Annotated in this window: 13 protein-coding genes; 10 read left to right on the top strand and 3 right to left on the bottom strand. The window is 45.6% G+C overall.

Annotated elements, in window-relative coordinates:
• Position 1: 1 nt before the first annotated feature.
• The 3 genes from TPET_RS00065 to TPET_RS00055 are packed head-to-tail and all read right to left on the bottom strand — an operon-like array spanning position 2 to position 2,151.
• The gene (locus TPET_RS00065) at positions 2 to 643 is read right to left on the bottom strand and encodes a TIGR00153 family protein (protein WP_011942720.1); all 642 of its coding nucleotides are present in this window, start codon (positions 641 to 643) and stop codon (positions 2 to 4) included.
• On the bottom strand, positions 594 to 1,310 hold the full coding sequence (locus tag TPET_RS00060; protein WP_011942719.1) for a ribonuclease HII: 717 nt from the start codon (positions 1,308 to 1,310) through the stop codon (positions 594 to 596). Before TPET_RS00060 ends, TPET_RS00065 begins: the two co-directional genes overlap by 50 nt.
• Entirely contained in the window at positions 1,297 to 2,151 is an 855-nt protein-coding gene (locus TPET_RS00055) for an SDH family Clp fold serine proteinase (RefSeq protein ID WP_011942718.1), read from the bottom strand. Before TPET_RS00055 ends, TPET_RS00060 begins: the two co-directional genes overlap by 14 nt.
• Before the next feature lie 340 nt (positions 2,152 to 2,491).
• Between TPET_RS00055 and TPET_RS00050 the strand changes: the two genes are divergently transcribed.
• The 10 genes from TPET_RS00050 (at position 2,492) to dnaA (ending at position 13,392) form a co-directional block, all read left to right on the top strand.
• The gene (locus TPET_RS00050; protein WP_011942717.1) at positions 2,492 to 3,421 is read left to right on the top strand and encodes an inorganic phosphate transporter; all 930 of its coding nucleotides are present in this window, start codon (positions 2,492 to 2,494) and stop codon (positions 3,419 to 3,421) included.
• Between the two features lie 34 nt (positions 3,422 to 3,455).
• Positions 3,456 to 5,441 carry a methyl-accepting chemotaxis protein gene (locus tag TPET_RS00045; RefSeq protein ID WP_011942716.1) on the top strand — a complete coding sequence of 662 codons (1,986 nt, stop codon included), beginning with the start codon at positions 3,456 to 3,458 and terminating at the stop codon, positions 5,439 to 5,441.
• Between the two features lie 9 nt (positions 5,442 to 5,450).
• Positions 5,451 to 5,867 carry an OsmC family protein gene (locus TPET_RS00040; RefSeq protein ID WP_011942715.1) on the top strand — a complete coding sequence of 139 codons (417 nt, stop codon included), beginning with the start codon at positions 5,451 to 5,453 and terminating at the stop codon, positions 5,865 to 5,867.
• A 10-nt stretch (positions 5,868 to 5,877) separates the two neighbouring features.
• A complete protein-coding gene (locus tag TPET_RS00035) occupies positions 5,878 to 6,957 on the top strand; it encodes an iron-containing alcohol dehydrogenase family protein (RefSeq protein WP_011942714.1) in 1,080 nt (359 codons plus the stop codon).
• The gene (locus tag TPET_RS00030; protein ID WP_011942713.1) at positions 6,954 to 7,418 is read left to right on the top strand and encodes a lytic transglycosylase domain-containing protein; all 465 of its coding nucleotides are present in this window, start codon (positions 6,954 to 6,956) and stop codon (positions 7,416 to 7,418) included. Before TPET_RS00035 ends, TPET_RS00030 begins: the two co-directional genes overlap by 4 nt.
• A complete protein-coding gene (locus tag TPET_RS00025; protein ID WP_420794669.1) occupies positions 7,408 to 8,919 on the top strand; it encodes an NAD(P)H-hydrate dehydratase in 1,512 nt (503 codons plus the stop codon). The genes TPET_RS00030 and TPET_RS00025 overlap by 11 nt, the downstream gene beginning before the upstream one ends.
• Positions 8,916 to 10,049 carry a tetratricopeptide repeat protein gene (locus tag TPET_RS00020; protein WP_011942711.1) on the top strand — a complete coding sequence of 378 codons (1,134 nt, stop codon included), beginning with the start codon at positions 8,916 to 8,918 and terminating at the stop codon, positions 10,047 to 10,049. Before TPET_RS00025 ends, TPET_RS00020 begins: the two co-directional genes overlap by 4 nt.
• The gene (locus tag TPET_RS00015; protein WP_011942710.1) at positions 10,046 to 10,906 is read left to right on the top strand and encodes a radical SAM protein; all 861 of its coding nucleotides are present in this window, start codon (positions 10,046 to 10,048) and stop codon (positions 10,904 to 10,906) included. The genes TPET_RS00020 and TPET_RS00015 overlap by 4 nt, the downstream gene beginning before the upstream one ends.
• Complete coding sequence (trmB, locus tag TPET_RS09690; RefSeq protein ID WP_011942709.1) at positions 10,897 to 11,946, top strand: tRNA (guanosine(46)-N7)-methyltransferase TrmB; 1,050 nt, start codon at positions 10,897 to 10,899, stop codon at positions 11,944 to 11,946. The genes TPET_RS00015 and trmB overlap by 10 nt, the downstream gene beginning before the upstream one ends.
• Before the next feature lie 123 nt (positions 11,947 to 12,069).
• Positions 12,070 to 13,392 (top strand): chromosomal replication initiator protein DnaA, encoded by a 1,323-nt coding sequence (dnaA, locus tag TPET_RS00005; protein ID WP_011942708.1) that lies wholly within the window; start codon positions 12,070 to 12,072, stop codon positions 13,390 to 13,392.
• Positions 13,393 to 13,463: the final 71 nt, after the last annotated feature.

Below are 13,463 nucleotides of genomic sequence, written 5' to 3'. Positions count from 1 at the left end.
TTCAGAACCTCCTTTTCAGAAGAATGATTTCTGCTCTATCAGATACGTCCTCCGTTCTGTCGGCTATGTCCCCTATACTCCTTATCAACTCTTTCAACTCGAGTTTTACACAACTTTCGATGTCCATCTCGAAAAGCTTCCTGAGAGCTGTTCGCTCCACATTATCTTCTTCGTGTTCGTATTTCTCCACGGCAAGAACGAACTCTTCAACTCTCTCGAGATCTTCGAACAAAAATCTGAGAGCACTTTTCAGGGATTCGTAGGCCTTCAGAGAGTATTCCATCTGCATCAGAATGAGATCCTTCAATTGGTGGGGAACTTCTGGTTTTTGAAGAACAATCAAATCCGCCACGTATTCGGCTTTGTTCGCCACCTTGTCTACGGATTCAATCAAACCAAGAAGGTCTCCTCTAAAATTCGGCAGGAACGCTCCACTGTACATTTCCATCTCTGTTTTTCGGCGTAATCGATCGGCTTCGCTTTCAAGCCTTTGTGCCCGAAGATAAAGAGACTCGATATCGTCAGCATCTTCAAGATACTTTTTTAAGAGTTTGAAGACGCATTCCAGAGTTTCTTCGACTTTGTCGATGTGTTTAAAAAAGAGGGAGATTATGGTCTGTTCTTTCTTTCCGGAAAACCACACTCTTTTTCGCCTCCAGAAGATTCTTTATATGTTCGAATCGATTTTCGGAGATGAGGCCTTTTTCGAAGAACTCCCTCAGCAAATCGTCGGTCAGAAGTTCTAAAACAGGTTCAAAACTCATCCGGTGGATGGGCAAAACTCCATTCTTTCTGATTTCGTTCAGGTGTTCTTTTGTTGCGTAACCTTTGTGTTTGTGGAAGGAAAACTGGGGATACATCTTGTGAAACTCGCTCATCAATCTATCTCTGAAGACCTTCGCAACAATGGAAGCTGCTCCTATCAATTTGCTTTTCTGGTCTCCCTTCACTAAGCATGTACCGGGAACTCTCAACTCGATTCCTTTCCCGTCAACGAGTACAAATGATGGTCCCACGGACAGATTCTCCAGTGCTCGATTCATAGCGAGTTTTGTGGCGTTGAATATGTTGTGAAGATCTATTTCCTCTGGAGAGGCAATTCCTATACCAACAGCTGCTTTCCCCATTATTTCATCGAAAAGTCTTTCCCTCTTCGCAGGGGAAAGCTGTTTTGAATCGTTTATTCCTTCTATTTCTTTTTCCAGAACGACAGCGGCCGCCACAACAGGGCCTGCGAGGCACCCTCTTCCCGCCTCATCCACACCTGCTACGATTCCAAACTCTTTTTTGTAGAGCTCATCTATTCCCATTACCCATCTCCTTTCTATTGTAGTAGGGAGCCGGTATGTAGTTCACCGACGGCCTCTTAGGTTCAGCCTGTTTGTAAAGATCCATGAGATCATATATTTCCTGGGGCATGTTAGTTTTCACCTGTATGCCCATTTCTCTCAATTTTTCGTAGTTCAGCGGATAATCATGTGTCCAGTATCCACTGCAGAGTTTATCGGCAATTTCTTCAGCTTTTTCCTTTGGCACTTTGTCTGAAAGAATTTCCACCACGAACTCTTTCACCTGTCTGATCGCTTTTTCCGCTATGTCTGCCAGTATCAGCGTTTGGTCGTCCACTTCGTTCACATCTTTCTTTTTCACGGCGGCGAGAATGGAGGGAGCGGGCATGTTTCCTATCTGGGGATCGAGAGGTCCCAGAACAGCGTTCTCATCCATGATGATCTCGTCGGCAGCGAGAGCTATCAATGTTCCGCCGGACATGGCATAGTGTGGAACAAAAACCGTTACTTTTCCTTTGTGCATTTTCAAAGCTCTGGCAATCTGTTCCGCCGCTAAAACGAGTCCGCCTGGTGTGTGTAGTATGAGATCTATGGGCATATCGGAAGGGGTTAGCTTAATCGCTCTCAGAATTTCCTCGGAATCTTCGATGTCTATGTATCTGCGCACTGGAAAACCAAGGAAACTGATGGATTCCGTTCTGTGAATCAGTGTGATCACACGGCTGTTTCTCTTTTTTTCAATTTCTCTTATCAAGGCTTCTCTGGCTGATTTGAGGGCAGAATTCTTGAGAAAAGGCGTAATGAGTGAAAAAATGAAGATCATCCAAAAAATTTGAAAGATCAAGGTACCAATATCTACCATGAGTATCCCTCCTTAATGTGACACTTGCTGTGTAAATTCTATCACATCGGGCCACATTTGGCGGGGTTTTTATACAAAAAAATGCGGGCTCTTTCGAGCCCGCCAAGGCCGTGGGGGGTGTATCTCAAGGGGGATAGGGGGGTCAACTTTCGTTCTCCATGGTACATTTTAAATGTAACAGGTTAAGAGAAGATTCTAATTTCTTTCCTAAACGGGTACCTTATTTTTAAAATTATGTGAAGTTCTGTTGGGTTTTCTTGCCCTTCGTTATCTGAGACGGAGGTATCATGAAAAGAGTTCAAAGTGATACAATAGAAAACACACCACAGGAGGGGTCGTATTGTTCATACTCCTTTTACCTTCTCTCTTTCTGGGATGGTCGCTGGGTGCCAACGATGCGGCGAACGTTTTCGGTCCCTTTGTGGGATCTGGTCTCATTTCTTACAGAAAAGCCACCATGGTGGCGAGCATTTTCGTGATTTTGGGTTCTGTTCTTGGAGGAGCGAGGGGGCTTCAGAATATCAGTTCTCTGAGCACTTCCGATTTACTTCTCTCCAGTATCGCTGTTCTTTCGGGTGCAATTACAGTCACGATCATGACAAAGCTTGGGATACCCGTTTCCACATCTCAAGCTGTGGTCGGAGGTATAATAGGAGCCAATGTCACGGTAATGGGCATTGGTGGAATTGATTTTTCTGCACTCACGAAAATACTTACTGTGTGGTTTTTAACACCAGTTGGAGCGTTTTTCTTGAGCCTCATCTTCTATCCAGCTCTTTCGTTTCTCTTCAGGAGAATTCCCAGCATTCAAATTCAAGACAGAGTAATAAAAACTTCCGCGTGGATCATAGGTGCTTACGGTGCGTTTTCCTTGGGAGCGAACAACATCGCAAACGTAACAGGAGTGTTCGCCGGAAAGATCCTGACGATCGAGCAAGCAGCCTTTCTGGGAGGAATCAGTATAGCCATCGGAATTCTCACCTACAGTAAAAACGTAATGCTGACGGTGGGGAAAAATCTAATAGAATTAGATCACTTTACTTCTCTTATAGCGGTTTTATCACAGGCAATGGTTGTGTGGATTTTCAGCTTGATAGGAATCCCAGTTTCTTCATCTCAGGCCATTGTGGGAGCCGTTCTGGGAGCTGGTTACTCAAAGGGTATGAATCTGGGAAATAAGAAAGTTTTAATAAGGATTTTGAGTGGGTGGTTTTTAACCCCCGCAGTTTCCGGTACCCTTTCTTTTTTGTTGACATCTCTGATAAAATAAAAGTTGATAACATCGAAACCGGGAGGGTGAAGCCATGACACTTCGTGCGAAGGTTTTCCTTGTTATACTGGTTGTTCTGGCAGGACTCCTTGTTAGTTTTTACCTCATCTATCAGAGCGTTTCTGGTGCGGTTGTTGAAACAGTCAAGAAAAATGCTACTGTTCAGATTCAGGTTCTTTCGAATTATTTTGCTGAAAAGTTGAACAAATACGTAGAAAGGGCAGTTGCTCTGACCCAGTCCATGGAAGCACAGCTTCTCGATACATATTCCATGGCTTCCAACATGGTCAAGCTGGTGAAAGAAGCTTCCAATACACTCATTGCTGGAATTACGATAGAAGAAATGACGGGTTCTGGCTACATTGCTAAAGCTGACGGATTAGAGCAGATCGATTCTTCTTCGACCATCTATCAAAAATATATGGATCTTGTTAAGAATTCGCAAAATCCATATTTAGTTACCTCGGATGTCTTTGAAGGTAAACCCGCCCTCGTTGTTTTAGCTCCGCTAGGTGCGTTCGGTGCGGGCACGCTCGGCGCAGTAGGTTATGTGATAGATCTTTCTCAAAACAAGGATTTCTGGCACACGGTGGCAGAAGGAGGAAAACTGGGAGAGAGCGGCTACGGGCTTCTTGTCACAAGCGACGGGAAAGTACTGATTCACAAAGACATGGGAAACTTCATGAAAGACGTGAAGGAGCTTGGAGACTTTGAGAGAGCATTCGAGGAAGCAAAGAAAGGTGGAGAGAAATACGTAGAGTACGAATACAACGGAGAGAAGAAATACACCGTGTGGGAAAAAGTGCCCGGATACGACTTCTACATCTTCTCGACGGGGTACCTGGATGAACTTCTTGCAGAAGGAAGGAAAGCGACCTTTGGGACGATAGTGACGTATGTAGTGTTTGGCGGCGTGATCTTTGCGGTGTTGTTTGTTTCGATGATGCCGATAGTGAAGAGGATGAGAGAGCAGGTGGAGAGAGTGAAGAGATTCGGAGAAGGGGACCTGACAGTAGAGTTCGAAGCGAAAGGGAAAGATGAACTGACCCAGATAGAAGAGAGCCTGAAAGAAGCGGTACTATCACTCAAAGAGATGATAGTGAGCATCATAGAAGCTTCGAAAGAGCTTAGCGGAGCATCAGAAGAGATAAAAGTTCTCTCAGAAGAGAGCCACAAGATGTCAGAGAACCTGCACGAAGAAGCCAAGAAGATACTGGACGAGGCGAACAACATGAGCAGTGCGCTGACAGAAGTGACGAGTGGAGTAGAAGAAGTGGCAGCGAGTGCGCAGAACATCTCAAAGATCACCCAGGATCTGACAGAAAGGTCAGAAGCGGTGACGAAAGCGGCAAGAGAAGGAACAGAGAGAGTAGAAGCGGTGGGAGGAGTCATAAACAAACTCAAAGGGTCAGCAGAAAGACAGAGGGACTACCTGAGAGAACTCGTTGACTCAGCCAAGACGATAGGGGAGATAGTGGACACGATCAGCTCGATAGCAGAGCAGACGAACCTGCTCGCGTTGAACGCAGCGATAGAAGCAGCTCGAGCTGGGGAAGCGGGAAGGGGCTTTGCGGTTGTGGCAGACGAGATAAGGAAACTTGCAGAAGAGAGCCAGAGGGCGACAGAAGACATAGCGAAGATGCTGAGCAATCTGAGGACGACGATAGAACACGTAGAGAACGGCTCGAAAGAGATGTTCGAAGGAGTGGACGAGATAGCGGTGATGGGAGAAGAAGTGACGAAGAGATTCAGAGAGATCCTTGGAAGGATAGAAGAGATCAACAGCATGATAGAGAACACAGCTGCCACTGCGCAGGAGCAGGGAGCGGCCGCAGAAGAGATGGCAAGTGCCATGGACAACGTCACAAAGATCGTTGAAGGGGTTGTGGAAAGCCTGAACAGGATGGAGTCTCTCATAGAAAACCAGACCGAGTCTGCTGCCAGAGTCTCAGAGGCTGCCGAAAAACTCTCTTCCCTCTCTGAACAGCTCTCAACGCTCGTTCAAAAGTTCAAGGTGTGAGGTGAAAAAATGCAAGCACGATGGATAGGGAATATGATGTTTCATGTAAGAACGGACTCGAATCATGATGTTCTCATGGATGCAAAAGAAGAGGTCGGGGGAAAGGACGCTGCTCCCCGACCTCTTGAGCTCGTTCTCACCGGACTCATGGGATGTACTGGCATGGACGTGGTTTCAATTTTGAAAAAAATGAAAGTGATTGATCAGATGAAAGATTTCAGGATAGAAATTGAGTACGAACGCGCGGAAGAACATCCTCGCATATTCACCAGAGTGCACCTGAAGTACATCTTCAAGTTCGATGGAGAGCCCCCGAAGGACAAGGTTGAGAAAGCCGTTCAGCTCTCCCAGGAGAAATATTGCAGTGTCTCTGCCATTTTGAAGTGCTCTTCGAAGGTAACTTACGAGATCGTTTACGAGAATTGAGGTGGTATTCATGTGGGAATTCTACATGCCCACAGATGTCTTTTTTGGAGAAAAGATCCTCGAAAAAAAAGGAAGCATAATAGATATTCTTGGAAAAAGGGCCCTGGTGGTGACCGGTAAATCTTCTTCGAAGAAGAATGGATCCCTTGATGATCTGAGAAAGCTTCTCAACGAAACAGGAATATCCTACGAGATTTTCGATGAAGTCGAGGAGAATCCGTCTTTCGATAACGTCATGAAAGCTGTTGAGAGGTACAGAAACGATTCTTTCGATTTTGTCGTGGGACTCGGTGGAGGAAGTCCAATGGATTTCGCCAAAGCGGTGGCCGTGCTTTTGAAAGAAAAAGATCTTTCCGTTGAAGATCTGTACGATAGAGAAAAAGTGAAGCACTGGCTTCCAGTTGTGGAGATACCGACCACCGCCGGAACGGGTAGTGAGGTCACGCCGTATTCCATTCTCACCGATCCAGAAGGAAACAAAAGAGGTTGTACACTCATGTTCCCGGTGTACGCGTTTCTCGATCCCGGATACACCTATTTCATGTCTGATAAACTGGCTCTGTCAACTGGAGTTGATGCGCTTTCCCACGCGGTCGAGGGATTCCTCTCCAGAAAGAGCACACCGCCCTCTGATGCCCTCGCGATCGAAGCCATGAAGATAATACACAGGAATTTACCGAAGGCCATTGAAGGAAACAGAGAAGCCAGAAAGAAGATGTTCGTGGCCTCCTGCCTTGCTGGAATGGTGATTGCGCAAACTGGAACCACATTGGCGCACGCTCTGGGTTATCCTCTGACAGTGGAGAAGGGAATAAAACACGGAAAGGCGACAGGTATGGTGCTCCCGTTTGTCATGGAAGTAATGAAAGAAGAAATTCCAGAAAAAGTGACCACGGTGAACCACATATTCGGTGGCAGTCTTTTGAGATTTCTGAAAGAGCTTGGGCTTTATGAAAAAGTAACAGTCTCCTCTGAAGAACTGGAGAAGTGGGTCGAAAAGGGTTCCAAAGCGAAACACTTGACCAACACACCTGGTACTTTCACTCCCGAGAAGATCAGAAACATATACAGGGAGGCCCTCGGGGTGTGAGGAGTTTTTTCCTGTGCTTTCTGCTTGTTCTTGTGTTTATAGCGAATCTCTACAGATTGTTCCCAGATGATTATTACGATTTCATATCCAAAAATTCCGATGATCTCGATCCTCTTCTCATTCAAAGTATCATATGGGTGGAGAGCAGTTTTGACAGAAACGCGGTTTCTTCGCTGGGAGCCCTTGGTCTCATGCAGATCATGCCTTCAACGGCCGTCTGGTTGAAAAAGAAATTTTCTCTGGAGGAGGATTTCAAGGATCCAGAGGGAAACATAATCTACGGAATCGTTTATCTGAGATTTTTGAAAGATCTGTACGGGGATCTCGACAAAGCTATCATGGCTTACAACATAGGGCCAACTGCTCTGGACGAAGGAAGAAATCTGGACAGTGCGAGAAGATACTTGAAAAAAGTGAAGAGGACCTATCTCATATACCGTTTCCTCTACAATGAGAGGTGAGAAAGTGAGAGTGGCAACCGCTCAAGAGATGAAAGAGATCGACGAATTAACGATAAAAGAATACGGCGTGGATTCGAGAATCCTCATGGAACGAGCAGGGATTTCTGTTGTTCTCGCGATGGAAGAAGAACTTGGGAATCTTTCTGATTACAGATTCCTGGTTCTTTGCGGGGGAGGAAACAATGGAGGAGACGGCTTTGTCGTAGCCAGAAATCTCCTCGGTACGGCGAAAGATGTTCTGGTTGTCTCTCTTGGAAAGAAAAAAACTCCCGATTGTGAATACAATTACGGTCTTTACAAAAAGTTTGGAGGAAAAGGGGTGGAACAATTCAAACCCTCTATTCTGAACGAATTCGATGTGGTGGTTGACGCCATTTTTGGAACGGGCCTGAGAGGAGAAATCACGGGAGAGTACGCTGAGATAATAAATCTCGTGAATAAATCGGGAAAAATAGTTGTTTCCGTTGACGTTCCATCGGGAATAGATTCGAACACGGGGAAGGTTCTTGGAACAGCGGTGAAAGCGGATCTCACGGTTACCTTTGGAGTTCCCAAAATAGGTCACATCCTCTTTCCAGGAAGAGATCTCACAGGAAAGCTCAAAGTCGCCAACATAGGTCATCCTGTTCATCTGATCGATTCGATCAATCGATACGTGATAACACGGGAAATGGTTCGTTCCCTTCTGCCGGAAAGACCCAGAGATTCCCACAAGGGAACCTACGGAAAAGTGCTGATAATAGCAGGGTCCAGACTGTACTCTGGAGCTCCCGTTCTCTCTGGAATGGGATCCTTGAAAGTGGGAACGGGTCTTGTGAAGCTCGCAGTTCCTTTTCCACAGAGTTTGATCGCTACTTCGAGATTTCCAGAACTCATTTCCGTTCCCATAGATACAGAAAAAGGCTTCTTCAGCCTGCAGAATCTTCAGGAATGTCTGGAGCTATCAAAAGACGTGGATGTGGTAGCCATCGGGCCGGGTCTTGGAAACAATGAACACGTGAGGGAGTTTGTCAACGAGTTTTTGAAAACACTCGAAAAACCGGCTGTCATCGATGCCGATGCCATCAACGTTCTGGATATCTCTGTTCTGAAGGAGAGAAAATCCCCTGCGGTACTAACCCCACATCCTGGGGAGATGGCAAGACTCGTGAAAAAAACTGTTGGGGACGTCAAGTACAATTACGAACTGGCAGAGGAGTTCTCAAAGGAGAACGGTTGCGTGTTGGTTTTGAAATCTGCTACCACCATTGTAACGGACGGTGTGAGAACTCTGTTCAATATAACGGGAAACACGGGCCTCTCAAAGGGAGGAAGCGGAGATGTTCTGACAGGAATGATAGCCGGCTTTATGGCACAGGGACTTTCCCCTCTCGAAGCTTCCACGGTTTCTGTGTATCTACACGGTTTTGCCGCGGAGCTTTTTGAACAGGATGAAAGAGGGCTCACCGCTTCCGAGTTACTGCGCCTCATACCTGAGGCTATAAGGAGGTTGAAAGAATGAACATTCTGGAAAAAATCGTGAGGGATCTCATCAGTGAGAAAAGAATCACCGAGGCGAGAAATCTGCTTTCTCTCTTTTCAGAAGAGTTTCCTCATCTTGAACTGGAAGTGGAGTACGCTGCCAGGAACTGGAAGGCTGTGAAAAGGCTCTATGAAAACTTGCCGGATGAACTCAAGGAGAAATACAGAGAATATTACGAGTACGCGACAAACCAGCTGAATATAGACTATTCGAAAGAAACAGAAGAAGCCCTCAAAGAAATAGAACGAAAGAATTTTCAGGGAGCTGCCTCCATACTCGAATCGATCGTCAAGGATTACCCCGAACTCGTGGAAGTAATAGCTCTGAGATACAAACTCGCCCTCCAGAGAAACGAGAAGAGAGCGATTGAAAAGTATCGAAAGCTTCTTTTAAGCCTTGACAGAACGCACCCTGCTCTGATCGAAACCAGAGTTTCCTCTCGAAAGATAGGTGTTTTCGAAGTGTTCACACTTTCTCTTTTGGTTGCACTTCTTGTCACAACAATACTCGCTTTTTACACCCTTCCCTCCCGCATCGAGGTAAACGTGCCATCTTCTGAAAGCACGGTAAATATTAAACCCATCGAACAGCGTATCGAAGATGTCTTGTCGAACATCTTTGCCATCACGGAAAATCTGGGAAGGATAAACGATTCCCTTGATAAGAATTTCACTGACTTGCAGGAGAATATGAGTCCCATTTCTGAGAATATTGAATCTCTTAAAGAGGCTCTCACGAACCTGGAATCCAGACTCTCCAAGATTGAATCCGCTATAGCAAAGACTTCGAACAAAGAACCTTCAGTGTCCGTTGTTTACGTTCCCGAACGGGAAGATCGAATAGAGAGGGCAAAGAGTCTGTGGTTTCTGGGATACATGTTCTACCTGAGAAGGGACTACGATGAAGCCATAAATAGGTTTGAAATCGCCATAAAGGAAATTGGAGAAGACAACGTCTATTTCAAAGATGACGTTTACTATTACAGGGCTTTGTGTTACTACTACAAAGGCGATACATCGACTGCTCGTTCGCTCTTCGAGGAGTTCATAAAATTCTTCCCAGATAGTGAGTACGCGGACGACGCCGAGTACTTTTTGAAGAGGCTGTGAAGAGTGAACTTTTCTACAAGAAGCTTGAAAGGTGTGACCTCTGCCCCAGAAATTGTGGAGTGAACAGACTCAAAGGGGAGAAAGGGGCCTGCGGGGTAGCAAACTCTCCCGTCGTTTCTTCCTGGGGGCCTCACTTTGGAGAGGAAAGAATACTCGTTGGCCGCGGTGGAAGCGGAACCGTCTTTTTCACCTATTGCAATCTCAAATGTGTCTACTGTCAGAACTATGAAATCAGTCAGCTTGGTATAGGAAAAGAAATCACTGTTGAAGATCTTCTGAGGATATTCACGGAACTTCAGGACATGGGTGTGGAAAATCTCAACCTGGTGACTCCCACTCACCAGATACCTTTCATTGTCGATGCCTTCGAGAGAATGGAGAAAGAAATTCCTGTTGTTTACAACTGTGGAGGATACGAATCTGTCGATACCATAATTTCTCTTGAAGGGTTTGTCGATATCTATATGCCAGACTTCAAGTACAGCGATCCCGAACTTGGAGAAAAGCTCTCTGGTGTGAAAGACTATCCAAGATTCGCCCTGGAAGCTCTGAAGGTTATGATCGATCAGATGGGAGAACCGGTGATAAGAAATGGTGTTATGAAAAAAGGAGTTCTTGTGAGACACCTCGTTCTTCCCGGTTTCCTTGAAGACAGTTTCGGTGTGATCGATCTGCTTTCAACGCTGGAGCCGAAACCACTTGTGAACATCATGGCGCAGTTCTACCCAGCGTACAGAGCGAAAGAATATGGACTCGATAGGTTTGTCACCAGAGACGAATATCTAAAAGTTGTGGAATACGCGAAGAAGAAAAAACTGAATCTCATAGAAGTAGAGAGGTGGCTGATGTGGTTGTAACAGAATACGAACTGAAACCTCAAAACTTTCCCAGATTCCCTCTCGACTGGTCTGAAATATTCGGCAGGAAAGCGAAGATAGTGGTTGAGGTTGGTTTTGGAAACGGGGAATTCCTGACAGAACTTGCAAGAAGGCATCCGGAAAAAGACTTCGTTGGTTTTGAGCTATCCATCACTTCCTTCGTAAAAGCACAGAAAAAGTTCAAAAGGTACAATCTGAAAAATGTTCGACTTGTGAAGGTAGATGCCAGGTTTGGTCTGAGAGAACTGTTTCCCGACAGCAGTGTGGAAAAGGTCTACATCAACTTTCCATGTCCATGGCCAAAGAAAAGACACGAAGATCGAAGAATCACCAGCTATGACTTTCTCCAAACGCTCTCTGCTGTCCTGGAGATGGATGGCACGGTGGAGTTTGCAACCGATGAAGAATGGTACGCACGGGAAGTTTTAGACACTTTCGAGAGTTCAGAGTATTTTGTCGTAGATGTGTTCGAAGAGAACTTCAGAAGAGATGTAGAAACCCGCTACGAAAGAAAGTGGAAGTCTCAAGGGAAGAAGACCTATCTGATCGTCGCAAGAAAAGTGAAGAGTGGAATTGTAAAAAGACTGATGGAGGGTGAAAACAACATGGCTCACAGTGTGTTCGAAGGCAATGTCACCTGGGAAAAGCTGAAAGAACTGGAAGGAAAGGTGTTCAAAGATGAAAACAAGATCTTCGTCGTGAAAAAGGTGTACAGAGACAACGATTATCTTCTGAAGGTGATCTCCACTGACGAAGGAGGTTTCCAGCAAATGTACTATCTCAATCTTTCCGGAAGAGACGGCAAATGGGTTTTGATTTTCAAGGAGGGACGAAACATGAAGGTAAGAGTTGACGCAGATGCCTGCATTGGATGTGGAGTTTGTGAGAATCTCTGTCCTGACGTTTTCCAGCTCGGTGACGATGGAAAGGCAAAGGTCCTCCAGCCTGAAACGGATCTTCCCTGTGCAAAGGACGCCGCTGACAGCTGTCCAACCGGAGCTATCAGCGTGGAAGAGTGAAGTAAGGGGTGGGGTTCCACCCCTTTAGAAATTTTTCAGATCTGTTTCTTTTTCTCCGTTGATTTTTCGAGTGTATCTGTTGGATAATTAATCCAGTCACTCCTCGTTTGGGGGTCCTCCATTATGAAAGAGAGAATACTCCAGGAAATAAAGACCAGGGTAAACAGAAAAAGCTGGGAACTCTGGTTCAGTTCTTTTGATGTGAGATCGATAGAGGGTAACAAGGTTGTCTTCTCGGTCGGTAATCTTTTCATAAAAGAATGGCTGGAGAAGAAGTATCATTCTGTTCTCTCAAAAGCCGTGAAAGTTGTGCTCGGAAACGACGCCACTTTTGAAATCACTTACGAAGCCTTTGAACCTCACTCCTCTTACAGCGAACCTCTTGTGAAGAAAAGAGCGGTGCTTCTCACACCACTGAATCCTGATTACACCTTCGAAAATTTCGTCGTTGGTCCGGGAAATTCGTTTGCTTATCACGCCGCTCTCGAAGTGGCAAAACATCCAGGAAGATACAATCCACTCTTCATATACGGTGGTGTCGGACTTGGGAAGACGCACCTTCTTCAGTCGATAGGGAACTACGTTGTCCAGAACGAACCAGATCTGAGGGTGATGTACATCACCAGTGAGAAATTCTTGAACGACCTTGTTGACAGTATGAAGGAAGGAAAGCTGAATGAATTCAGGGAGAAATACAGAAAAAAGGTTGATATTCTTCTCATAGACGATGTCCAGTTTCTCATAGGAAAGACAGGGGTTCAGACGGAACTGTTCCACACCTTCAACGAACTGCACGATTCCGGAAAACAAATCGTCATTTGTTCAGACAGAGAACCTCAAAAATTGAGTGAGTTTCAGGATAGGCTGGTTTCCAGATTTCAAATGGGGCTCGTGGCGAAGTTAGAGCCCCCCGACGAGGAAACGAGGAAGAGCATTGCGAAAAAGATGCTTGAAATCGAGCATGGTGAACTTCCTGAAGAAGTTCTGAATTTTGTCGCAGAGAACGTGGACGATAACCTGCGAAGACTCAGAGGAGCCATTATAAAGCTTCTGGTTTACAAGGAAACGACGGGAAAAGAGGTCGATCTGAGAGAAGCCATCTTGCTCCTGAAAGACTTCATAAAGCCAAACAGAGTAAAAGCCATGGATCCAATAGATGAACTCATAGAGATCGTTGCAAAAGTAACTGGTGTTTCACGTGAAGAGATCCTTTCCAACAACAGAAACGTTAAGGCTCTCACAGCCAGACGAATTGGTATGTACGTGGCCAAGAACCATCTGAATAGTTCTCTGAGAACGATAGCGGAGAAATTCAACAGGTCACACCCTGTTGTTTTAGACAGTGTCAAAAGAGTCAAAGATTCCCTCCTCAAAGGGAACAAACAACTGAAGAGCCTGATCGATGAAGTGATAGGAGAGATTTCAAAAAGAGCCCTGAGCGGTTAACTCCTCGATGATTCTCCTGAGGGACCATTTCAGGGCAGGTGTTCTGTAGGGATCAGAACCTTCGTCCAACT

It is taken from the genome of Thermotoga petrophila RKU-1 (assembly GCF_000016785.1).
GTDB lineage: Bacteria > Thermotogota > Thermotogae > Thermotogales > Thermotogaceae > Thermotoga > Thermotoga petrophila.
This window is presented reverse-complemented; position numbering and strand designations above follow the sequence as displayed.

What these genes read in the sequence shown, in the direction of transcription:
- TPET_RS00060 (WP_011942719.1), bottom strand. Translation starts at nt 1,310, where the DNA reads ATGGGAATAGATGAGCTCTACAAAAAAGAGTTTGGAATCGTAGCAGGT.
- TPET_RS00055 (WP_011942718.1), bottom strand. Translation starts at nt 2,151, where the DNA reads ATGGTAGATATTGGTACCTTGATCTTTCAAATTTTTTGGATGATCTTC.
- TPET_RS00045 (WP_011942716.1), top strand. Translation starts at nt 3,456, where the DNA reads ATGACACTTCGTGCGAAGGTTTTCCTTGTTATACTGGTTGTTCTGGCA.
- TPET_RS00040 (WP_011942715.1), top strand. Translation starts at nt 5,451, where the DNA reads ATGCAAGCACGATGGATAGGGAATATGATGTTTCATGTAAGAACGGAC.
- TPET_RS00035 (WP_011942714.1), top strand. Translation starts at nt 5,878, where the DNA reads ATGTGGGAATTCTACATGCCCACAGATGTCTTTTTTGGAGAAAAGATC.
- TPET_RS00025 (WP_420794669.1), top strand. Translation starts at nt 7,408, where the DNA reads ATGAGAGGTGAGAAAGTGAGAGTGGCAACCGCTCAAGAGATGAAAGAG.
- TPET_RS00020 (WP_011942711.1), top strand. Translation starts at nt 8,916, where the DNA reads ATGAACATTCTGGAAAAAATCGTGAGGGATCTCATCAGTGAGAAAAGA.
- dnaA (WP_011942708.1), top strand. Translation starts at nt 12,070, where the DNA reads ATGAAAGAGAGAATACTCCAGGAAATAAAGACCAGGGTAAACAGAAAA.